Raw genomic sequence first — 21,951 nt, 5'->3', positions numbered from 1 at the left:
GCGGAGTGGTCCGCTCACGCGGAGTGGTCTCCCCGGCAGTGCTGCGCCCGGGCACGAGCACGGGACGAGGCGGTCAGTGCTTCGTGGCCGCCGGGTTGGCCACCGCGGTCAGCGTGCTGAACCCGATCGGGCCCTCGTCGTCGTGGAACGTGCAGCTGCCCGCCGCGATGCCGTCCGCGCTGAGCTGCCCGGTGGCTTCGACGCCGATGACCTCGCCACGCGGCAGTCGGCTGAGGGTGAGCGTGTAGTCGGCGTTGATGAACTCCAGCACCCCGTGCGCGCCGAAGTTCACCAGCGGGCTGGCGAAGTCGCCCGCCAACGCGACGCGCACGAGCGGTGACATCGGCTCGCCCGCCACCAGGTCGCACCGGTCCCGCACCCACGCGCGGCGCGGGCCGCTGGCCTGCCACCCCTCGGTGGGCTTGCCGTCCTCGTCCAGCAGCCAGACGTCGAACGGCGGAACCCAGCTGCTGGGGTCCGCGCGCGGTGCGCCGAGCTCGCCCGGCGTCGGTGCGTCCCAGGCGGAGGTGGCGGGCGCGGTTCCCGAGGGCTGCTCGCCGCGGCGCAGCAGGACAGCGCTCGCCCGCGCGACCGGCTCGTCCCCGGCGTACACGGTCGCGTCGGCGACCCGGATGCGGCGGCCGTCGCGGACGCGGCGGGTCTGCACCTGCACCGGGACGAGCCTGGTGTTGCGGAACAGGTCCACGGTCAACCGGCTGAAGTGCAGCTCCGGGTCGGAGTGCTCGCGCTCCAGCGCGCGGGCCAGCAGACCGCCGAACAACCGCCCGTGCACCATGTCCGGCGACCACGGGCTGTCCGCGTGCCGGGCCGGGACGAGCTGGTCCCCGTCCGGGGTGAAGAACGGTTCGCTGCGGGGTGTTCCGACCATCTGTCCTCCTCCGCTGGTGGTGCCTGGCGCGCACCTTACGGCACCGCCGGACGCGCCGGGGCTTCCTCCGATCGGGGTGAGCGCCAGTTCCGGTTGCGCCGCCCGGTTCGCGTCCATCCGGCACTTGCGACCGGATTGACGGCGTGATCGACTCGCTGCTCGTTCCCACCCCCGACCGAAGTGGGCGGTCCCATGGCGATGTTCCCGGGCTCATGGCGCTCGAAGTGGGTGACCGGCGCCACCGCGCTGATCGCGGCCCTGCCGCTGCTGGTGGTGCCGACCGCGGCGGCGGCTCCGCCCTGCGACCCGTTCACCCCGCCAGCGCTGGACGAATCGGTGCCGACGGCGCGCGAGGTCCTGGGGGTGGACCTCGGCGAGCGGGAGGTCACCACCGAGGAGTCCGACACCTACCTGCGGGCGCTGGCCGACGCGAGCCCGAACGTCGTCGACGGGGTGCTGGCCACCTCGGTGGAGGGACGCCCGCTGCGCTACGCCGTGGTCGGTCAGCAGGAATGGGTGCGGCCAGGCGCGTTGCGCAACATCGGTAAGCAGCTCAACCGGCTACGGGACCCGAACACCCCGGAACCGGTCGCGCAGCGGATCATCCGCGACACCCCCGCGGTGCTGTGGGTGGCGGGGAACGTGCACGGTGACGAGGAGAGCGGCGCGGACGCGGCGCTGCGCGTGCTGTACGAGCTGACCGCCCGCACCGACTGCGCGGCGCAGAACATCCTCGACCACGCGGTCGTCGTGGTGCTGCCGACGCAGAACCCGGACGGGCGGGAGGCCGACACCCGCCGCAACGCCCGCGGTTTCGACATCAACCGCGACTGGTTCGCCCGCACCCAGCCCGAGACCGACGGCAAGCTGGAGAAGCTGCGCGAGCTGCCACCGCAGGTGTTCGTCGACGCCCACGAGATGGGCAGCCCCGACTACTTCTTCCCACCCAACGCCGACCCGGTCTACCACGACATCGGCGAAACCCCGCTCAACTGGGTGTACGGGGTGTACGGACCGGCGGTGCAGCAGGCGTTCGGTCGCTTCGGCATCCCGTACTTCAACGGCGAGTCCTACGACCTGATGTACCTCGGCTACGGCGACACCGTGCCGCTGACCGGGTTCAACGCGGCCGGGATGACCTTCGAGAAGAACTCCGGGGACCCGGTCCCCGAGCGGGTCGGCGAGCAGTACACCGCGATCTGGGCGACGTTGGCGGCCGCCGGGGCGCAGGACCGGCAGCTGCTGGCCGAGTGGCGCGGCGAGCACCTGGAGGCGCAGCGGCAGGGCGCGGCCGGGGAGCTGGAGCCGAACCAGCTCTACTGGAACGACGGCGAGATCACCAACCCGGTGCCCGACATCGCGGTCAAGCACTACTTCCTGCGCACCGACGACCCGACGAAGTCCGCCGAGGTGCAACGCCTGGCGCGGCGGCTCCAGCGGATGGACGTCGAGGTCCACCGGCTGACCGCCCCGCTGCCGGTCCCGGACTACACCGAGTACGGCCGCGCCGAGCAGGCCACGACGCTGCCCGCCGGGACGTTGTGGATCCCGTTGGCCCAGGGGCAGAAGCACTGGGTGCAGGCGATGCTCAACGAGAACAGTTACGTCCCGTTCCCGTACTTCTACGACGTGACCGCGTGGAGCGGACCGCTGCTGGAGAACATCAGCGGTGGCCGGTCCGGTGCGGACCTCGACCCGCGCGCGGTGCCGCTGCCGGAGCTGCCCGAACCCGCTCCGCGGCCGGTCCTCGACGCGCCGAGCACGGCGGTCTGGCAGGTCTCGGGCGGCAGCGCGGCGACCGAGTCGGCGGGTTGGCTGCGCTGGTGGCTGGACGACCAGCGGATGGACTTCGGTGACGTCACCGCCGACGAGATCGCCGCCGGTGCGCTCGCCGACCGCGACGTGCTGGTCATCCCGAACGGCTCGGACCAGGAGGCGTTCGACGCGCTCGGCGACCGTGGCCGCACCGCGCTGACCGAATGGGTCCGAGACGGCGGGACGCTGATCGCGCTGCGGGACGCCTCGCGGCTGGCAGCGCGCCTCGGCCTCACCTCCGCCACCTACGTCGAGCCGACCTCGGACGTCCCTGGCGCGCTCATCCGCGTACAGGTAGACCAGGACAGCCCGCTGGCCGACGGGGTGGGGCCGACGGCGTGGGCGATGTACGAGTACGAGGCGGTGTGGTCGGCCCCGCCGGAGTCGTCGGTGGCGAGCTTCCCGGCCGAAGGCGACCCGGACTGGTACGTCTCCGGTTTCGCCGAGGGTGCCGAGCAGCTGCACGGCAGGACCGCGGTCGTGGACGAGGCGGCGGGCAGCGGCCGGGTGGTGCTGTTCGGCTTCGACCCGAACTACCGCGCGTTCACCAACGGCACGGCGAAGATGCTGCGCAACGCCATGACCGGTCCGCGCCCGGCGAACGCGCCCCAAGCCGTCGCGGTGCAGCGCGCGCAGCACACCGCGGCCACACCCGGCCGGATGATCCTCTCGGTGCGACCGGCCGTCGCCGACCAGGTCCAGGAGCTGTTGGCCGAGCGCGGTGCGGCGGCCGAGGTGGTGCACGGGCCGGACGTGGTGCGCTTCAGGGTCGACCTCGGCGGGATGAGCCCCGACGAGCACCCGTGGGCGCGCAGGATGGCCGACGAGGTTGCCGGGTTCGGCCGCGACGTGGTGGCGATCAGCCTGCCGTAGCCGGGTCCGCTCCAAGCTGGCCACGCCCGACGTTCACCTGCGCGACGGGTTCGCGATCTGCTGGTCGACCCGCGGTCCGCAGAACGGCCCGTCGTCCTGCTCGCGGAAGAGAAGCAAGTGCGCGCCAGGCAGGCTGAATCGGCGCGAGGCGTTGGGGCGGCGGCACGGGAGCGTCGATCAGCACTGCGGCGGACGCGCGGTTCCCGGCGGATGCCCGTTCTCGCTGGGCGTGGCCTCCGGCGACCCGCTGCCCGACAGGGTCGTGCTCTGGCCCCGGAGCCGCCTGCCGCCGACGGTTCCGGTGGCATGCCCGCGAAACCGGTTGCGGTGCAATGACGTCGTCGAGAACGGCCGCCCGGGAGCCCAGCCCGCCTGAGCGGAGCACCGGGCTGACCGCGTCAGCCCCGCGGTTTGGCGAACTCGACCGCGGTGGCGCAGTCCTCGCCGACCTCCGCCCACGGGGCCTCGGTTGCGAGCACGGCGACCGCCGCGGTCTTGAGCACCACCGGTTCCCCGGTCAGCAGGCCGACCAGGTCTTCCAAGCCGGGGTTGTGCCCGACCACGGCGGCGGTCATCACCGCCGGCGGGATCTCGTGGACGACCGACAGGAGTTCGCGCGCCGATGCCGCGTAGATCCGGTCGTCGTGCTTGAGCACCGGCTCGGCCGGGACCTCGGGGGCGGCCAGCTCCCAGGTGCGCCGGGCGCGCACGGCGGGGGAGCACAGGACCAGCTCGATCGCCGCCGCGTGCTCGCGCAGCCAGCGGCCGAGGGCCGGTGCGTCGCGGCGGCCGCGGTCGGTCAGCGGGCGGTCGACGTCGTCGGCGTCGTCCGGCCAGGCCGATTTCGCGTGCCGGACCACCACCAGCTTCCGCTGCGCGTCCACCATGCCGTGCCTCCGCTCGTCGGGTGCTGCCCACCTCACGGTAGAGGGCGGTCCGGGCCGGTGCTCGGTCCGCCGGATTGAGTCGGCAGCGATCTCAGCGCCGAGCGGATCCGGTATTGGACACCTCCGCTGGGGCGGTGGAAACGTGCTGGGCATGAACTTCGCTGATCTCGATCCCGCGCTGCGCCCCCTGCTCACCCGGTACGTCGACGCGGTGGACAGGCTCGAACCGGTGCTGCACGACGTGGGCGCGGTGGCGGCGGGACGGCTGGACGAGCTGGCCGCGGTCGCCGAGGTCAACCCGCCGCGGCTGCGGCAGTACGACGCCAGTGGCGAGCGGGTCGACGAGGTCGTCTACCACCCCGCCTACACCGAGATGTCCCAGCTGGCGTTCGAGCGGTTCGGGTTCGCCGCGATGTCGCACCGGTCGGGTGTGCACGGCTGGCCCACCGCGGTGCCGCACGTGGTCAAGTACGGCCTGTCCCACGTGTTCGTGCAGGCCGAGTTCGGGCTGTTCTGCCCGGTGTCGATGACCGACTCGGCCGCCCGGGTGCTGCGCCGGTTCGGTGACCAGTCGCTGTTCGAGCGCGAGATCGACGGGCTGAGCTCGCCGCGCTTCGACTCGCTGCTGACCGGCGCGATGTTCATGACCGAGAAGCAGGGCGGTAGCGACGTCGGCCGCACCGCCACCGAGGCGATCCCGAGCGGTTCGCACTGGACACTGCGCGGCCAGAAGTGGTTCGCCTCCAACGTGTCCGCCGACGTGGTCCTCACGCTGGCGCGGGTCCCGGGCGGGCCGGCGGGCACCAAGGGGCTCGGCATGTTCATGGTCCCGAGGACGCGGCCGGACGGCAGCCGCAACAGCTACCGGATCGACCGGCTCAAGGACAAGCTCGGCAGCCGCTCGATGGCCAGCGGCGAGGTGACGCTGGAGGACTGCTACGCGCTGCCCGTCGGCGACCTCTCCCGCGGCTTCCTGCAGATGGCCGAGATGGTCAACGTGTCGCGGCTGTCCAACGCCATGCGCGCGGCGGCGCTGATGCGGCGTGCGCTCAACGAGGCCACCGCGCACGCCCGCCAGCGGATCGCCTTCGGCAAGCCGCTGTTCGACCAGCCGTTGATGCGCAAGACCCTGCTGCCGATGCTGCTGCACGCCGAAGCCGCTCTCGGGTTCGTGCTGGAAGCCGCCGCCACCCTCGACCGCGCCGACGCCGGGGACGCCGGAGCGGGCCGGTTGGTCCGCGTCCTGACGCCGCTGGGCAAGTACCACCTGTGCAAGCGGGCCCGCGTGGTGACCGGCGAGGCGATGGAGGTCCGCGGCGGCAACGGCTACATCGAGGACTGGATCAACCCGCGCCTCGTGCGCGACGCGCACCTGGGTTCCATCTGGGAGGGCTCCAGCAACGTCATCGCGCTGGACGTCCTGCGCTGCATCCGCAAGGACAACGCCCACGACCTGCTCGCCGACGCGGCCCAGCGCCGCCTGGAACGCATCACCGACCCGGACGTGGCCGCCGGTGCCGAGCACCTGCTGTCCGAAGTGGACGAGGTGCGCTCCCTGGGCAAGTCCTTGCTGGCCGGGAGCGACGAGCACGCCCAAGCCATGTGCGGTGAGTTCACCGACCTCGCGGCGCAGACCACGATGGCGGCGCTGCTGTTCGAGCAGGCCGACCACGAGGCCCGCACCGGCCTCGGCTACCGCAAGCTGATGGTGGCCAACACCTACCTCCACCACCTGCTCCGCGGCACCGACCCGGTCCCGGAAGCGCTGCGCTGGCTCGACGAACTCACCGACGGGGGAGCGGTACCAGCCGAAGCCGCCGTGCGGCGCTGAGCGGCTGCTGGTCCGATCAGCCCTCGTCGATGAGGCTCGCGCCGGACACCAGGGCGCGAGCCACGTCGGCGAAGTACTGCTCGTCCGCCCCGGTTGCCAGCCCGAGGACGACGCCCTGGCTCAGCCCGACCAGCATTGCCCGGAGTGCGGTGGTCAGGCGCTTGGCCTGGTGCTCCGTGACGACGCCCCCGCGGTGGGCCCTCCCGGTGAACAGCGTGATCAGGTGGTCCTCCTGCTGCTGGACCGAACTCGCGAGCTGGGCACCCAGCTTCGGGTCGTGCAGGGACATCTCTCGCAGGGTCATCTGGAGCGACAGCGCGGAGAGCGCCTCGGGGCCGTCGCAGGTGCGCCGGTAGTGCCGGGCGAAGGCGTCGACCGCGGCGACCAGGTCCAGCTCGGCCGGAACCGCCGCCTCGAACTGCGCGTAGTGCGGTTGCAGGTAGTCCGTGACCAGCGCGACGACCAGCCCGTTCTTGCTGCCGAACAGCGAGTAGATGGCCCCGGTGGTCAGCCCGGCCCGCTCGGCGATGTCCTCCAGCTTGGCGCGGTAACCGTCCCTGGTCACGACCTGGAACGCGGCGTCCAGCAGGGCGCGTCGGTTGCCCTCCCGGGCCTCGGCCCTCGTCTTCCTCATAATCTGATTATAGTCGTAATCGGATTATGCGAATGGAGGGTGCTCATGGACCAAGCGCAGCTCGCGGCACCGGCGGGGAAGCGGCGAAGGGCCGGGATCGTCGCCGACGGCTCCTTCAAGGCACTGCTCGGCGCTGCCTGCGCCATCGGTGCCGCGCCGCTCGGCGAACTGCTCGGAGTGCCGGTCTGGCTGGTGCTCGTCTCCGGCGCGGCCCTGCTGGTGTGCGCAGCGGTGGAGATCAGCTACGTCCGCCGGCGCTCGAACAGCACCTACCTGCGCCTGATGATCGGCTACGACAGCGGTTGGCTGCTCGCGACCCTCGCGGCCTTGCTGCTGGTGTGGTCGGGCGCCACCACAGGCGGCGAGGTGTGGATCGGCTACCAGGCGATCGCGTCGGCGGTCTTCGCCGCGGCGCTCCTGGCCGCGCGGCCCGCCCACTGAACCGCCTCCCACCCGAGCCCAGGCGCGCACCCGCCCCGCAGCGCCGGGATCGTCAGGCCCAGACCTGGTGGAAGGTCAGGCGCCAGATGACTTCGCCGTCGTGGCTGTCCGCGGTGGGCTGCAGGCCGACGGCCGCGGCGACGGCGGCGGAGGCCTGGTGGTCCGGGTGGATGTGGGCGAGGACGCCGCGCACCGGGACCCGGCGCAGCCAGTCGACCAGGGCGCTGGCCGCCTCCTTGGCGATGCCGCGGCCCTGCCACCCGCCCCCCACCATCCAGGCGATCTGGGCAGCCGGTCCCGGGTGTCCGGGGCTGATCGTCGCCTGCACCGCGCCGACGAGGCGATCCTCGCCGCGCAGCCGGACCACCCAGTTGCACCAGGAGATCGCGGGATCCGGCGACCCCGCCAACAACCGCTCGTAGCGGGCGCGCAGTTCCGGCGCGGTGAGCGGGGCGCCGCCGATGAACTCGTAGAGCTCGGGGGAACCGAGCACCTCGGACATCTCGTCGGCGTGGTCGGCGCGCAGCGGCTCCAGGTCGAGCCGGTCGGACCGGATCGGCCGCGCCGCGACCCGCCCCGTCATCCCAGGACCTTCTCGAACCAGTGCTCGGCGTACGGCTCGTCGTTGAAGGCCGGGACCTCCCGGTAGCCCTGCTTGGCGTAGAGGCCGCGGGCCTCCACCAGGTCGTCGCGGGTGTCCAGGCGGATCGCTCGGTAACCCAGCCGCTGCGCGTGCTGCTCGGCCTCGGCCAGCAGCCGGACGCCCGCCCCGCGCCCGCGCACCTGCGGCTTGACGTACATCCGCTTCAGCTCGGCGATGCCCGGTTCGAGCTCGCGGAGGCCCACGCAGCCAACGGGTCCGGTGGCGTCCCGGGCCACGAGGAACACGCCGGTGGGCGGGTGCAGGCCGTCGTTGGGGTCCTCGGCGATCGCCCCGTCCACCTCGGCGCCGGTCGCGGGACGGCCGTAGTACCGGCTGGCCACCTCGTCGGTGTACTCGCGCAGCAGGCGGACGACGTCGGGCTGGTCCACCGCGGTGGGTTCGATGCGCCAGGTGCTCACGCGCCGATTCTCACCCAGCTGTCCACCGGGTATAGGCCGGGCCTTCGGTTCCGTTCGCGATCCGGACTTTGACCACTGCCGCGCGGGGTGCCTTGAATGAGTGCGTCACACCGGTGTGGAGAGGATCAGCGCATGCGTCTGGAAGGCATTTCGGCGGCGGTGACCGGCGGCGCGTCCGGTCTGGGGTTGGCGACAGCGCGGAAGTTGGTCAAGGCGGGGGCAGCGGTCACCATCATCGACCTGCCCACCTCCGCGGGCGCCGAGGTGGCCACCGAGCTCGGCGGGTCCGCCCGGTTCGCGGCCGCCGACATCACCGACGTCGACCAGTTCGCCGCCGCCCTGGACACCGCCGACGAAGCCGCACCGCTGCGCGCGGTCGTGCACTGCGCCGGTCGCGGCGCGCGCATCCGCCTGGTGGAGAGGGACGGCGAACCGGGCGCGCTCGAACCCTTCGAGGACGTCATCCAGCTGAACCTGATCGGCTCCTACAACGCGCTGCGGCTCGGCGCCGCGCGGATGGCCAAGCACGACACCGTCGACGACGAGCGCGGAGCGGTCATCATGACCGCCTCGGTCGCGGCGTTCGAGGGCCAGATCGGGCAGATCGCCTACACCGCGTCGAAGGCGGGCATCGTCGGCATGACGCTGTGCGCGGCGCGCGACCTGGCGAGCAAGGCGATCCGGGTGAACACCATCGCCCCGGGCATCATGGACACCCCGCTGCTGGGCCGCCTCCGCGAAGACGTCCGCAAGTCTCTGGAGGACTCGGTGCCCAGCCCCAAGCGCCTCGGCGACCCGGCCGAGTTCGGCGCGCTTGCCTGCCACATCATCGAAAACCCCTACCTCAACGGCGAAACCATCCGCCTCGACGGCGCCATCCGGATGGCACCTCGCTGAGCCCCGGGTCCAGGGGATTTCGTCCCGAACCCCGAGCCGGTCGAGGCCGGAAGAATCACGGTCCCAGGGGTTCTCGGGCGATGCGCCCGGTTTGTACGGTGGACGGGTAGTTCCCATCGGGCGGACGTCGCCGCGGTGGCGTCCGCCGACCCCTTCTGAGGCGGTGCGACATGACTCCACCTTCGCGCGGTCTGACCGGGTCCGTGCTGGCGCTCGCGCTGCTGCTCGGTGCGCCCGCGCTGGCGTCGGCGCAGGCCCCGGTCGACTGCTCCACCGTGCAGGACCCGGCGCAGTACGCGGAGTGCCTGGGCCAGGGGCACCACGACCGCCACGGCAACCTCCACGAGGAGCACCGCGACGAGCACGCCCCGCAGCACCAGCACCACGCCGGGCACCACCACGGCCACTGACCGAGGTCAGCTGAAGACGGTGATGAGGCTGTAGACGCCCAACAGGCTGATCGCGATGCTGCTCACCACCAGCAGGGTGTTGAAGGCGCGCGAGCCGTGCAGGCGCCTGTCGACCTGCGTGTTGCGCAGGTACCAGGTCGCCACCACCACCGCCGGGAGGAAGATGCCGGTCATGATCCCGCCGATCTGCACCATGACCACCGGCGAGTTGATGAACAGGTAGGTCGCGCCCCACACGATCGGCAGCGCCACCGTGAAGCCGCGGACCCACTTCTGCCGGGAGCGCGCGTCCGACCAGTCCAGCACGCCCAGGGTCGCCAGCACGTTGACGTACATCCGAGACCAGCTCGGGATCGACGCCCACAGGGTCGAGCCCAGCACCGCGATCGCGCCGACCAGGAACCCGACCGCCGCCCACTCGCCGATGACGTCGGTGTACATCTGGGACAGCGTGGTGATCACCTCGTTGCCCTCGAGCACCAGGCCCTGCGGGTTGAGCACCGCCGCGCCCATCACGAAGAACGCCAGCGTGCTGAAGGTGTAGATCACCCAGGACAGGAAGACGTCCTTGTGCATCACGCGGATCCAGCCCCGGGCGCGGCGCTGCCACTCCTCGCTGCCGTCGTTCGGCCCGACCCAGCGGGCGTAACCCTTCTCCACGCACCAGTAGGTGTAGAAGGTGATCTCGTCGGCGCCGACCCCGGTGATGCCGAACATCGCCACCGCCGCACCGATCGCGCCTGCCGGGATGGTGAACGTCAACCCGGAGAGCAGGTCGCCGCCGCCGTAGCCGAACGGCGTGAACGGCAGGCCGATGGCGATCACCACCGTGGCCACCGAGAAGACCGCGACCAGGGCGAAGGCGCCGCGCTCGATCAGGCTGTAGCTGTTGGAGTACAGCAGCGCGATGCTGCCGACCACCACGATGGCCGTCCACACCGCCAGCGAGGTGAAGCTGAGCGGATCACCGCCGACCGGGACCAGCATGCTCAGCGCCACCGCCGTGCCGCCGACGATCCCGCCGACCTGCAGCAGCTTGGACAGCGCCATCAGCATCCACAGCAGGTTGATCCAGCCGAGGCGGCCGATCTTTGGCGGGACCTCGTTGAAGCCGGTCAGCGCGGGCTTGCCGGTGATGATCGTCCAGCGGGCGAGCTCGGCCTGCACGGCCACCTTCACCGCGGTGGACAGGATCACCATCCACAGCAGGGCGAAACCGACCTCGGCGCCGAGCGCGGTGGTGGCGATCAGCTCCCCGGAGCCGACGATGGAGGCGCTGACGATCAGCCCCGGGCCGAGGTAGCGCAGGCTGGCCCGCCAGCCCCGGGGTGGTTCCTTGATGCCGTCCGCGGTGAGCAGGTAAGGGTCGTCGCTGGTCGCAGTGGGTGCACCCATCGGGCACTCCTTTGTGCAGCAAGGGCATTTCACGAGCGTGAAGGGACTGCGGTGGACGTGAAAGCTACAGTCGCGGACAGGGCCGGTCAACGGGCGGACCGGTAGGTTTCCGGCCGGTCCGCAGCGGGCACCTCGGAAGCACGGACCAGCGCTGCCGGTGACGTCCGGCCTGCCGGGCTGGGTGCGCACCGCACGCTCGACAGTGGACGAACCCGTTCACCGGCACCGAGCAGCTCCGAGGCGAGGAGGCCGATTGCGACCAGCACGCGCGGCCGCGTCCTTCGACTCGGCCACCGGGATGCTCCGGGCTCTGTCGCGCTTCCTCGCCGGACAGGACATCCCCGCGATCGGCCAAGCGCCGCGGGCCCTCGAACCGGCGCTCGGCGCCATGCTGGCGGGGGTCAACCGGTTGCCGCCGCGGTGGGCGGAGCAGCTCTACGCCTTCAGCGGGGTGAGCGAGGCCGTGCCGCCCGCGCGCCTTGACGAGGTCGACTCCGACCGGCTCGCCTCCTGGATCGTCGACCACTACCCGAAGCGCAGGTACCCGGTGGTGTTCATCGGTTCCTCCAACGGTGCACTGGTGCACCTGGCTGCGGCACTGGACGCGCCGTGGTTGCCGCAGACCCTGCTGGTCCCGGTGCGGCGGCGCGGGGTGGACCGGGACGACCCGCGGGCCGAGCTGGAAGCCGGGAGGGTACCGGCCGCGCGGTTGCTGGCCGCCAACCCCGACCTGGTGCTGCACCACATGCACGACCCCAACCAGGACCGGCTGATGATCGCCGGGATGTCCTACTTCCGCGTCAAGTGGCGGCGGCTGCCGGAGGCCTACCGCCGGTTCCTCCGCGACCACCTGGCCGCCGGTGGTGCGGTGGTGGCGGTCGAGTGCGACCTGTCGTGGCCGGTGACCCGGGTCGGGCCGCGGCACGTGTTCCAGTTCGGCGCCTTGGGCGGCGCATCCGTCGCCGAGTACCACTCCGGCGGCCCCCGGGTGGCCGACCTGCTGCGCCGCTACGGTGCTCGCCGCAGCTCCTGGCGGCCCCCGGAACCCGACGAGCAGGCCCCGGAAGCGGAGTGGGGGTTCGAACCGGAACTGCTCACCGACCTGCGCGAAGCCGCGCACCAGCACCGCTTCTCGCTGCGGCGCCTCCGGTTCGACCACCCCGAGCAGCTGAGCCCGGTGGTGGCCGACCTGCACCGCACCTGGAACGAGCGGCGCGGGCTGCCCGTCGACCGGCTGCTGGTGGAGTCGTTCCTGCTGCTGGAGCCCCACTGGGCCCTGCGCACCGGGTCAGTGCCGTTCTGGATGGCGTTCAACACCGAGAGCTCGCACCGGGCGCTGCGCGACTTCCTCGACACCCGGGACTTCGAGGAGATCCGGCTGATGCTCTTCTCGCACGGCACCGAGTCGATCGGGCTGGCGGGCATCGACGACTGGCGGCAGCTGGTGGACCGGGCCGGGCGTTGCGGGGAGCTGCTCGGGGTGGACCCGCGAGCGTTCCCCCGGGACTTCGCCGGTCTGGTCCGCGCGCACCGCGAGCTGAGCCGGGTGCGGCCGTGCTGGCAGCTCCCGCCTCCGCACACGCTGTCCGATGTGGACGAACTCGTGGGCGACGGCGTCCGCCTCGAACCATGAGCGCAGCGCACCCGGGTTGCGTTGACCGGAGGTTCGCCGCGGCCGTACGGTGCGGGGGATCGAGAGGACGGTCCCGTTGCCGCTTGCCGAGGCCCCGACGGTCGTCGTGGTCAACCCCAACACCAACCGCGGCACGACCGCGATGATGGCTGAGCTCGCCCACCAGCACCTGGCCCCGGCCGGACTCGTGGTCGAGGGGATCACCGTTGCGCGAGGCCCGTCGATGATCGTCGACCCGAGCGCCCTCGCCGACGCTGCCGGGCACGTCGTGGGCGCGGTGCGGGACCACCTCGCCGGTCCGAGCGGCGACCGGGTCGGTGCGGTGGTCGTGGGTGCGGTCGGGGATCCCGGCCGCGCCGAGCTCGCCGCCGTGCTGGACGTGCCGGTCGTGGGGATCGGGCAGGCGTCGGTACTCGCCGCGGGTGCCCGGGGGCGGCGTTTCGGCATGGTCACCAGCACTCCGCTGCTCGTCGACTCCCTCACCGAACTCGTCCGCGCGCACGGCAGCCTCGGGAACTTCACCGGCGTGCACCTGACCAGCACGGATCCGCTGACCTTGGCCGCTTCCCCCGAGCAGCAGCGCCGGGAGCTGGCCGAAGCGGCGCGAGCGTGCGCCGTCGGCGGTGCGGAGGCGGTCATCGTCGCGGGCGGGCCGCTGAGCCGGGCCGCCCGGCAGCTCGCCGAGCTCGACCTCGTCGAGATCGTGGAGCCGCTGCCCAGCGCCAGCAGGATGGTCCTCGACCTGGTCGCTGGGGACCTCGGCCGCCGGGCGACCACCGAGCAGCGCTGACGCAGCGTCGCGCGGTGGGGGGCTGGCCCGTTCCCGATGCGTGGCCGTGATCCGCTCGCGGTGGAAACATCGCTGCCTCGTGTCTGCGCGGGGGATAGAGTTCGGCACATGGTGGGTTCATTGCTGGGGACCGAGGTCCAACGGGTCGAGGACCCGGAACTGCTCCGTGGCCGGGGCACTTACGTGGGCAACCTGGACATCGAGGGCGTGCTGCATATCGGGTTCGTCCGCTCGCCGGTGGCGCACGCCCGCGTCGGCGGGGTCGACGTCGCGGCGGCTGCCGCCGCGCCGGGCGTGGTCGGTGCCTTCGCCGCCGCCGACCTGGACGTGCCCATCCCGCCCTCGTTCGTCGAACTCAACCCGCACTGCGCGCGTCCGCCGCTGGCCACCGACCGGGTCCGGTTCGTCGGCGAGCCCGTCGCGGTGGTCGTCGGGGAGAGCGCCGCGGCGGTGGCCGACGCGGTGGAACTGGTCGACGTCGACTACGAGCCGCTGCCCGCCGTCGCCGACCCGGAGCACGCGCTGGACCCGGCCGCCGAGCAGCAGTTCCCCGAACTCGGCTCGAACATCGCCGGTGGGTTCCGCGACCTGGCCGGGGCTGACGTGCTCGCCGACGCCGAGGTGGTGGTGCGCGCCCGCATCGAGAACCAGCGCGTCGCGGTGGTGCCGCTTGAGGGCAACGCGATCGCGGTGCAGCCGGGCGGCCCGGAGCAGGACCACGACGTCACCGTGCACGTGTCCACGCAGATGCCGCACGGGCTGCGCGACGGGCTGGCCAAGGCCTTCGGCTGGGAACCGGAGCGGGTGCGGGTGATCTCCCCGCACGTCGGCGGCGGCTTCGGCGGCAAGGCCGGGGTGGTCTCCGAGCACGCGGTCGCCGTCGCGCTCGCGCTGCGCCTGGGCCGCCCGGTCCGCTGGGTGGAGACCCGCTCGGAGAACATGCAGGGCATGCCGCACGGTCGCGCCCAGGTGCAGTACACGGAGCTGGGCCTGCGCCGCGACGGCACCATCACCGGCATGCGCTGCCGCGTCATCGGCGACTGCGGTGCCTACGCCGGTTTCGGTGGTTCCCTCGCGTTGAGCTCGACGCGGATGATGGCGCAGGGCGTCTACCGCATCCCGAAGATCAGCTACGACGGGGTGGCGGTGCTGACCAACACGACCCCGGTGGGCGCGTTCCGCGGCGCGGGACGACCGGAGGCCGCCGCGATGCTCGAGCGGATGGTGGACCTCGCCGCTGCGGAGCTCGACATGGACCCGGTCACGCTGCGGCGCAAGAACTTCCTCGTCCCGGAGTCGTTCCCGCACAAGACGCTGCTCGGCGCCACCTACGACAGCGGCGACTACGAACTGCCGTTCAACGAGGCACTGCGCCTGGCCGACTACGAGGCGCTGCGCGCCGAGCAGGCCCGCCGGATCGCGGCGGGGGAGAAGGTGCTGCTCGGCATCGGGACGAGCGCCTACGTGGAGATCACCGGCGGTGGCGCGGGCGAGTACGCCGAGGTCGAGGTGCACGAGAACGGCGCCCGGATCAAGGTGGGCACCTCCGCGCACGGGCAGGGGCACGCGACCTCCTTCGCCATGATCGTCTCCGACGCGCTGGGCATCCCGCTGGAGGCCATCGAGTTCGTCCAGTCCGACACCGCCGAGGTCCCGCGCGGCGGCGGCACCGGCGGGTCCCGGTCGCTGCAGATCGCCGGGAGCGCGGTGCGGGAAGCCGGGGACCTGGTGCTGCGCAAGGCCAAGGAGCTGGCCGCCGCCCGGCTGGAAGCCTCCGTCGACGACATCGAGCTGACCGACGGCGGCGAACTCGGCGTGGCCGGGGTGCCCAGCGCGACCATCGCCTGGCCGGAACTGGCCCGCGCGGCGGCCGAGGACGGCGACCGCCTGGCGGCGAACATCGACTTCGCCCCCGGTGGCGCGACGTTCCCGTTCGGCGCGCACGTCTCGGTGGTCGAGGTGGACGTGGAAACCGGTCACGTCCGCCCGCTGCGCCACATCGCGGTGGACGACTGCGGCCGCATCATCAACCCGCTCCTGGTCCGGGGCCAACAGCACGGCGGTGCGGCCCAGGGGATCGCCCAGGCGCTCTGGGAGCAGGTCACCTTCGACGCGGAGGGCAACCCGGAGACCGGCACCCTGGCCGACTACGCGATCCCGTCGGCGGCGGACCTCCCGTCGTTCGAGGTGACCAACACCGAAACCCCGAGCCCGCTGAACCCGCTGGGCGCCAAGGGGATCGGGGAGTCGGCCACGGTCGGGTCCACGCCAGCGGTCCAGAACGCGGTGGTGGACGCCCTCAAGCACCTCGGAGTCCGCCACATCGACATGCCGACCACCCCAGAACGGGTTTGGCAGGCGATCCAGCAGGGTGCCGAGGCGACGCTCTGGCAAGAGCCCCCGGCGGCCTTCGCCACCCTCCCCACCCGGGACGAGAACACCCCGGAAGACGCCGAAGAAGCAGTGGTCTGATCCGGGCAGCGGAGGCACTCCGGGGTTCCGGGGTGCCTCTGGCCCGTTCCTCCGGGCCCGCCCTCAGGCGTCCTTGCGGCGGGCGCGGTAGGCGCGCATCTTGTGGCGGGCTCCGCAGATGTCCATGCTGCACCAGATGCTGTTGTTGCCGGGGGATCGGTCGTAGTAGAGCCAGCGGCAGTCCCCGGCCTGGCAGACCTTGAGCCGCCCGGGCTTGCCGCCCAGTCCCGCAACCACCAAGGCGACCACGAGGTCGCCGATCATCCGCTCCGCCGCGGTGCTCCCGCCGACCGGGAGCACGACACGTCCGTCCTGCCACTGCGGCGCTCCGAGCAGGCGGCGCGCGTAGTCGTTGAGCCGTTCCGAGCCCGTCCCGGCCAGGTGCTCGCGGATCGCCTCGCGCGCCTGGACCAGCTCCTGCCGGGCTGGCTCGTCCAGCTCGTCGGCGACGTCCTGGTGGTCGTGCTCGCGCAGCCAGGCCCGGGCACCCGCGAGGTCCGCCAGGGCGTCCTCGTCGTGCAGGAACCGCGCGGAGTTGCCGAACGCCTCGACCGGCTGCAGCTCGGCGGGTGCGGGCGGGCGGTCGTATGCCATGCGCCCAGGTTACCGGCGTGTTGACATAGTTGGTAACGTTACTGGCAGAGGTAGTTAGGCGGTAACGGAGGTGCGTGATGGGGTGGGAGCTGCCGGAGCGGTACGAGTCGGCGCACGGGACGGTTCGATGGGCGAGCTCCGGCCAGGGGGAACCGGTGGTGCTGAACCACGGCACGCCCTTCTCCTCCTACGTCTGGCGGGACATCGCCGCCGTGCTGAGTAGCCGGTACCAGGTGTTCGTCTGGGACATGCCGGGCTACGGCCAGTCGGCCAAGCGGGAGGGCCAGGACGTGTCGCTGGCCGCCCAGCAGGAGGTGTTCGCCGAGCTGGTGCGGCACTGGGGGCTGCGGGCACCATCGGTCGTCGCCCACGACTTCGGCGGCGCGGTGGCGCTGCGGACCGCGCTGCTCAGCGGGGTCGGCTACCGGAAGCTGGCGCTGGTCGACGCGGTGAGCGTGCGGCCGTGGGGATCGGAGTTCTTCCGGCTGGTCAACGCCCACTCCGAGGTGTTCGCCGCGCTGCCCCCGCTGCTGCACGAAGCCCTGGTCCGCCGCTACATCAGGACCGCGGCTCATCGCGAACTGCGTGGTGGCGTGCTGGACGGCCTGGTCGCGCCGTGGCTCGGGGAAACCGGGCAACCGGCCTTCTACCGCCAGATCGCCCAGGCCGACGAGCGCCACACTCGCGAGGTTGAGGACCGGTACGCCGAACTGGACTGCCCGGTGCTCATCGCGTGGGGCGACCAGGACCAGTGGCTGCCGGCCGACCGCGCGCACCAGCTCGCCGAGCGCATCCCGCACGCCGAACTGGCTTGGATCGACCAGAGCGGCCACCTCGTCCAGGAGGACAACCCGGCACAGCTGGCCGCACTGCTCACCGACTTCCTAGCCCGGTGAGGTCCAGCGCGATGAGCCCGGCCTCGGTCGGGCGGAAACCGCAGGCGGCGAAGTAGAAGCCGCGCAGCTGCGGCTCGAAGTCCACGTGCAGCCAGGTGAACCCGGCCCGCGCGGCGCCCTCGGCGGCCCGGCGCACCAGCTCGGTCCCGATCCCGCCGCGCTGGTGCTCCGGCCGGACCTTCGGGTCGAGCAGGAACGCGTGATCCCCGCCGTCCCACGCGACGTTGGTGAACCCGACCAGCGCCCGCCGAGCCGACCGGTCACCCACCCCAAGCTGTGCGGTCGGACCCACTCCCACCAGCCAGGTTCCGGGTTCCCGCCGTGCGACGAGATCGAGTCGACCAGCTCGCCGTCGGACACCTCCCCGCGCCAGCGGTAGTCGACAGCCCCCTCGCGAGCGGACCAGGTCCAGGCGGGTGCGGTGCTGTTCGACCCAGCCCTCCGGCAACTCCACCAGGGCGGCCACCGCGGCACCTGAGCCCCGCTAGTCCTGCACGGTGATCAACGGAACCGGGCGCCGGGAGGAGAACTTGGTGCTGATCTCCGGGTTGGCGGAGTTCGCCAGCCACCTGGTGCTCCGGTGCTCCGCCAGCCGGTCCAAGGCAGCTCCCCAGTCGTCGATGTCCCGCGCGGAGAGCTGGAGGTCGAACTGCCCGCGGCCGAACGGGGTCGCGACGACCACCTCACCGGTGAACCAGTCCGGGCCAGCGCGGAGCACCCGGACCACCACACCGGCCTGGCCGTCGGACAGGCGGACCAGCTCCACCACCTCGGACACGCGAGCTCCCGGACGTTCGACTGCGCCCCCACCTTGCTCCCACGAGATCGTGGTGGCGAACGGTTTCCCGGTCAGAGGAGGACCCGCAGGACCTGACCAGCGGTGAGGTGGAGCGGCTCCGGAAAGACGAGCAGATGTGCACCGGAATCGTCCGTGCGGACCGGGACCTCGGTGTCGTCGAGCCACGCGCGCGGTTCGGCGCTGGGGGTGTCGAGGGCGAGGGTGGTCAGGTGCAGGTGGCCGTGGCGGAGCTCGATGGTGCTGGACCGCTCGTCGTCCGTGCGCTTCTGCACGTAGCGGCCCCAGCCCTCGGCTGTGGTGAAGGCCGCCGCGAAGTCCTGCGGCGTGATCTTCGGGGCGAAACCGAGGTGGCCGCGCGGGCCGTGGTGCTCGTAGCCCAGCAAGCTCGTGTGGACGCCGAAGCTCGCCATGGAACGCGCGTAGTGGTCGCTGCACTCGATCTCGTTGTACGGGTTGCGGCGCAACGGGCCGTACCGGTCGTGCACCGAGCGGACGACCGCCAGCCCCTCGTCGAGCATGCCCTCGGCGATCAGGTGCGCGGCGACCTGGTACTCGATCCCGTGCCAGGCCTCGTTGAAGTAGCTCACCGACCAGTTCTCGCCGGCCTCGTTGCCGCCTCCCGCTGGCCAGGTGCACATGACCAGCGCCGGGACGTCGGCGTCGTAGAAGATCCGGCCACCCTCGATCGGGCTGCTCTCCCGGTACTCCACCGGTCGCGGCACGAAGTTGTGCCGCCAGATGCTGCGCAGCGCGGAACGGGTCTCGGCCTCCGGCAGGACGCGTGGCAACCCGAGCTGCGCTGCCCAGCTCTGGCCGAGCAGCTGGTCGGCGAAGCAGCCGCGGTTGGTGTTGACCGAATCCGGGTGCGCGGGGTCCCGTTCGTGGACGAAGTACTCGCCGTTGAACAGGTCCCGCACGATGATCTTGGCCCCGCGGTCGGCCAGCGCGCGGCAGCGCTGCCCGAAACCACCATCGCCGACCTCGTCCGCCATCGCGGCGGCTGCCCGCAGCGCAGCCAGGTACAGGCCGGACAACCAGCTGTTGCGGCCGAACCAGGTGGCGTCCTGGGTGTTGGGCTGGGGCCCGTCGAGCACCCCGTCCGGTTCGGCGTCCGAGCCGATCAGGTGCTCCACGGCGTGCCGGGTGCGCGGCCAGACCCGGTGCAGCCAGCCGGGATCCGCCGACATCTGGTGCTCGCGGTAGATCCGCAGGATGGTCCCGGCCTGGCCGTCGACAGCCGGGGCCCGGTCGGCCTCGCCGCGCATGCTCAGCTGCCCGGTCGCGGCGTGGAAGCCGATGCCGAGGTCCACCCGCTCGCGGGTGTCGCGCTCCACGGCGGGGAACAACCGCGCGAGCGCGTGGGCGTAGTGCCAGACGTGCGTGCAGGTGCCCGCGCAGCAGTAGGCGCCTTCCCAGCCGTAGAAGCGGCCGTCGGCGAACCGGTAGCAGGTCGAGGTGGACAAGGTCGTGGTGTTGGTGGCGATTCGCTCCAGCAGCCAGTGCGGCAGCGTGGAGTCCTCGTACCAGGTGCGGACCCAGGTCGAGGTCCGGTCCAGCAGGTGGTCCTGCTCCCGGGCGAGGTGCGCCACGACGCCCTCGGCGTCGTCGAACCGGCTCGCGTAGTGCCGGAGCAGCTCGCGGCTGCGCTCCAGGAAGGCCAGGCCTTCCCGGTCCGGCACGGGGAAGAACCACGCGAGCACGAACCGGATGGTCTTCTGCTCGCCTGGCCGCAAGGTCACCTTCGAGCGCACGATGCCTGCGCTGCGCTGGGCGATCCCATCCACTTCAGCAAGGCCCGGCGCGGGGTCGAGCACCTCAGCAGGCGTGTTCCAGGACGCTGCTGCCGGGAAGGTGCGGACCTCGTCGCCGCTGAGGACTGCGAGCGCGGTGGTGCCGTGGTCGGGCAGCTCCACCAGTGGTGGTTGCTGCGGGGCGTGGTCGGTGAGCACGAGCTGGTCGACGCCGATGTGCCCCCAGGGGCCGGTCTCGCCGTCGATGATCTCGATGACGGCGTCCTCGCCCTGCCACGGACCCAGGTACAGCACCCGGTCGGACAGCCGGTCGCTGACCGATCCGGTCGCCGAAGCGACGACCTCGCCACCCACCACGACGTTGAGGCAGCAGGTGCCCGGGTAGTTGCCGCCGCTCACCCGGAACCGCAGGTAGTTCCGCTCGATCCGGAAGGGCTCGCTGCGCAGCTTCCCGGTGGCGCGGTCGCGGGCACCGGCGTCCGAGCCCGGGGCGCTCGCGTGGGAGTCGACCATCCGCATCCCGAACGCTCCTGACTCGCCCTGGTAGTCGGGTCGGTCGAGGGTGCGCACCGGGCCGGAGCCGAAGGCGTCCCCGGTCACCGCCCATCCCGCGTAGTCCGGCTTCTCCCAGTCCTCGAGCAGCAGATCGGGCCGCATCGGGTTCTCGACGTTGCCCTCGCCAGCGGCGAACTGCACGCCCGTGGCGCCGTCGACGGTGAACTCCGCGGCGTTGAGCCGCAACGGCCGGGCGTGCCGACTGCCCAGGCACACCGGGTTCTCCAGGAAACCGGCGACCGCCACCTCCACTGTGGACTCCGAGGTGTTCTCGACGACGTGGTCCAGGAAGACCGCGGGGTAGGAGCTGTCCTCGATCTCGACCGGGATGAACGGGGACCAGGCACGAAGCCGGATCGCCACCTGCGGATCGGGGTAGTCGACCTCGGCCAGCGGCGGGCGACCGGTGAAGACCACGTCCGGGAAACCGCGGGCGTCCAGCCACCGGGCGTCCCGATCACCGACCCGCACCGCGAACCCGTGCTGGAACGGTGAGCTCGGGGACAGCGGGCGGGTGAAGTGCAGGTCGTTGATGTTGGCCGGGGCGGTCCGGTTGTCGACGTCCCACAGCCACAGCCGCCCGTCGCCGCCGAGGTAGAGCTGGCCGCAGCCGACACCTCCGATCGGCATCCCGACGAACCGCAGCTCGTCACCGCGCAGGCGGCGCGACGTTCCGCGGGCGGAGAGGTCCTGGTTCGCTGCCTCGGGCACGGTGCACTCCTTCGACGCGGGCACGTGCAGGGCGGGAGATCGGGAGCACCCCAGTTTATGGAGCCGGGACTCCCACCGGACGGCTCCCACGTCGTGATCATCCGGTTGGACGATCCGAGCTCGTATCTCACGGAGTGGGAAAGCTGCCTCGCTCGCGGCGCGCTGATGCTCGGGAGCCGGGTGCTGACAGCGAGTTCGCGCTTCGCGGCGGAGCGTGCGCGCCGAGTGAGGATGCCCACGATGCGGGAACCCTGTCCCGGACAGTGGTCGACTGGGGATTACAGTGCGGTAGTCCGATCGTGTTAACGAGGAAGGTTGCGGCGCCATGGCTGTCGGCCACGTCCCAGCACCAGGAGTGCGGGACTCCGGAGCAACGGGGCATCCCACCCCGCGGAACTCGACCCGGCAGGTGGTCCTCGCCAGCCTCGTGGGCACCTCGATCGAGTTCTACGACTTCTACGTCTACGCGACGGCGGCGGTGCTGGTCTTCCCGCACCTGTTCTTCCCCGCGGGCGATGCCACCGCCGCGACCCTGCAGTCGCTGGCCACCTTCGCGATCGCCTTCGTCGCCCGGCCGGTCGGCTCCGGGCTGTTCGGCCACTTCGGCGACCGCATC

General features: G+C 72.0%; 19 protein-coding genes and 1 pseudogene. 10 read left to right on the top strand and 10 right to left on the bottom strand.

The window, feature by feature from the left end; translation table 11 throughout:
• Positions 1–73 precede the first annotated feature (73 nt).
• Entirely contained in the window at positions 74–889 is an 816-nt protein-coding gene (locus ABT324_RS10980; RefSeq protein ID WP_351174935.1) for an acyl-CoA thioesterase domain-containing protein, read from the bottom strand.
• A 192-nt stretch (positions 890–1,081) separates the two neighbouring features.
• On the opposite strand from ABT324_RS10980, the gene ABT324_RS10975 reads away from it, so the two are divergent.
• Positions 1,082–3,577: a M14 family zinc carboxypeptidase gene (locus tag ABT324_RS10975; RefSeq protein ID WP_351174933.1), complete on the top strand. Its 2,496-nt coding sequence runs from the start codon at positions 1,082–1,084 to the stop codon at positions 3,575–3,577.
• A gap of 398 nt (positions 3,578–3,975) precedes the next feature.
• Here the strand turns inward: ABT324_RS10975 and ABT324_RS10970 are convergent, their stop codons facing one another.
• The gene (locus tag ABT324_RS10970; RefSeq protein ID WP_351174931.1) at positions 3,976–4,464 is read right to left on the bottom strand and encodes a SixA phosphatase family protein; all 489 of its coding nucleotides are present in this window, start codon (positions 4,462–4,464) and stop codon (positions 3,976–3,978) included.
• Between the two features lie 151 nt (positions 4,465–4,615).
• On the opposite strand from ABT324_RS10970, the gene ABT324_RS10965 reads away from it, so the two are divergent.
• Positions 4,616–6,295 carry an acyl-CoA dehydrogenase family protein gene (locus ABT324_RS10965; RefSeq protein ID WP_351174929.1) on the top strand — a complete coding sequence of 560 codons (1,680 nt, stop codon included), beginning with the start codon at positions 4,616–4,618 and terminating at the stop codon, positions 6,293–6,295.
• 16 nt (positions 6,296–6,311) lie between these two features.
• Here ABT324_RS10965 and ABT324_RS10960 read toward each other — a convergent pair whose 3' ends face one another.
• A complete protein-coding gene (locus ABT324_RS10960) occupies positions 6,312–6,929 on the bottom strand; it encodes a TetR/AcrR family transcriptional regulator (RefSeq protein WP_351174927.1) in 618 nt (205 codons plus the stop codon).
• Positions 6,930–6,974: 45 nt separating this feature from the next.
• Between ABT324_RS10960 and ABT324_RS10955 the strand changes: the two genes are divergently transcribed.
• The gene (locus tag ABT324_RS10955; protein WP_351174925.1) at positions 6,975–7,370 is read left to right on the top strand and encodes a hypothetical protein; all 396 of its coding nucleotides are present in this window, start codon (positions 6,975–6,977) and stop codon (positions 7,368–7,370) included.
• A 52-nt stretch (positions 7,371–7,422) separates the two neighbouring features.
• Here the strand turns inward: ABT324_RS10955 and ABT324_RS10950 are convergent, their stop codons facing one another.
• Together ABT324_RS10950 and ABT324_RS10945 are read right to left on the bottom strand one after the other, a co-directional pair.
• Entirely contained in the window at positions 7,423–7,953 is a 531-nt protein-coding gene (locus ABT324_RS10950; RefSeq protein ID WP_351174923.1) for a GNAT family N-acetyltransferase, read from the bottom strand.
• Positions 7,950–8,432, bottom strand: coding sequence for a GNAT family N-acetyltransferase (locus tag ABT324_RS10945; RefSeq protein WP_351174921.1), 483 nt, complete (start codon positions 8,430–8,432; stop codon positions 7,950–7,952). The genes ABT324_RS10950 and ABT324_RS10945 overlap by 4 nt, the downstream gene beginning before the upstream one ends.
• A 132-nt stretch (positions 8,433–8,564) precedes the next feature.
• On the opposite strand from ABT324_RS10945, the gene ABT324_RS10940 reads away from it, so the two are divergent.
• Both ABT324_RS10940 and ABT324_RS10935 read left to right on the top strand, forming a co-directional pair.
• Positions 8,565–9,329, top strand: coding sequence for an SDR family NAD(P)-dependent oxidoreductase (locus ABT324_RS10940; RefSeq protein ID WP_351174919.1), 765 nt, complete (start codon positions 8,565–8,567; stop codon positions 9,327–9,329).
• Between the two features lie 170 nt (positions 9,330–9,499).
• Complete coding sequence (locus ABT324_RS10935) at positions 9,500–9,739, top strand: hypothetical protein (protein ID WP_351174917.1); 240 nt, start codon at positions 9,500–9,502, stop codon at positions 9,737–9,739.
• 6 nt (positions 9,740–9,745) lie between these two features.
• On the opposite strand, the gene ABT324_RS10930 is transcribed toward ABT324_RS10935, so the two are convergent.
• Positions 9,746–11,134: an Nramp family divalent metal transporter gene (locus ABT324_RS10930; RefSeq protein ID WP_351174915.1), complete on the bottom strand. Its 1,389-nt coding sequence runs from the start codon at positions 11,132–11,134 to the stop codon at positions 9,746–9,748.
• A gap of 253 nt (positions 11,135–11,387) precedes the next feature.
• Here ABT324_RS10930 and ABT324_RS10925 point away from each other — a divergent pair, with 253 nt between their 5' ends.
• The 3 genes from ABT324_RS10925 to ABT324_RS10915 all read left to right on the top strand — a co-directional run bounded on the left by ABT324_RS10925 (position 11,388) and on the right by ABT324_RS10915 (position 16,029).
• Positions 11,388–12,767, top strand: coding sequence for a hypothetical protein (locus tag ABT324_RS10925; RefSeq protein ID WP_351174913.1), 1,380 nt, complete (start codon positions 11,388–11,390; stop codon positions 12,765–12,767).
• 76 nt (positions 12,768–12,843) lie between these two features.
• Positions 12,844–13,557, top strand: coding sequence for an aspartate/glutamate racemase family protein (locus ABT324_RS10920; RefSeq protein WP_351174911.1), 714 nt, complete (start codon positions 12,844–12,846; stop codon positions 13,555–13,557).
• 108 nt (positions 13,558–13,665) lie between these two features.
• Positions 13,666–16,029, top strand: coding sequence for a xanthine dehydrogenase family protein molybdopterin-binding subunit (locus ABT324_RS10915; protein ID WP_351174909.1), 2,364 nt, complete (start codon positions 13,666–13,668; stop codon positions 16,027–16,029).
• Positions 16,030–16,092: 63 nt separating this feature from the next.
• Here ABT324_RS10915 and ABT324_RS10910 read toward each other — a convergent pair whose 3' ends face one another.
• Positions 16,093–16,623, bottom strand: coding sequence for a CGNR zinc finger domain-containing protein (locus ABT324_RS10910; RefSeq protein ID WP_351174907.1), 531 nt, complete (start codon positions 16,621–16,623; stop codon positions 16,093–16,095).
• A 77-nt stretch (positions 16,624–16,700) separates the two neighbouring features.
• Between ABT324_RS10910 and ABT324_RS10905 the strand changes: the two genes are divergently transcribed.
• A complete protein-coding gene (locus ABT324_RS10905; RefSeq protein ID WP_351174905.1) occupies positions 16,701–17,519 on the top strand; it encodes an alpha/beta fold hydrolase in 819 nt (272 codons plus the stop codon).
• Here ABT324_RS10905 and ABT324_RS10900 read toward each other — a convergent pair.
• The 3 genes from ABT324_RS10900 to ABT324_RS10890 all read right to left on the bottom strand — a co-directional run bounded on the left by ABT324_RS10900 (position 17,497) and on the right by ABT324_RS10890 (position 21,335).
• The gene (locus ABT324_RS10900) at positions 17,497–17,787 is read right to left on the bottom strand and encodes a GNAT family N-acetyltransferase (RefSeq protein ID WP_351174903.1); all 291 of its coding nucleotides are present in this window, start codon (positions 17,785–17,787) and stop codon (positions 17,497–17,499) included. The genes ABT324_RS10905 and ABT324_RS10900 overlap by 23 nt on opposite strands.
• A 216-nt stretch (positions 17,788–18,003) precedes the next feature.
• Positions 18,004–18,297, bottom strand: coding sequence for a DUF5959 family protein (locus ABT324_RS10895; protein ID WP_351174901.1), 294 nt, complete (start codon positions 18,295–18,297; stop codon positions 18,004–18,006).
• 71 nt (positions 18,298–18,368) lie between these two features.
• Positions 18,369–21,335 (bottom strand): GH116 family glycosyl hydrolase, encoded by a 2,967-nt coding sequence (locus ABT324_RS10890; RefSeq protein ID WP_351174899.1) that lies wholly within the window; start codon positions 21,333–21,335, stop codon positions 18,369–18,371.
• 325 nt (positions 21,336–21,660) lie between these two features.
• Here ABT324_RS10890 and ABT324_RS10885 point away from each other — a divergent pair.
• Positions 21,661–21,951, top strand: a pseudogene (locus ABT324_RS10885) (MFS transporter); the annotation flags it as partial.

The sequence above is a fragment of the Saccharopolyspora sp. NPDC000359 genome, from assembly GCF_040300525.1.
Classification (GTDB): Bacteria; Actinomycetota; Actinomycetes; order Mycobacteriales; family Pseudonocardiaceae; genus Saccharopolyspora.
The sequence above is the reverse complement of the archived record's forward strand: the minus strand, read 5'-3'. Positions and strand labels throughout refer to the sequence as shown.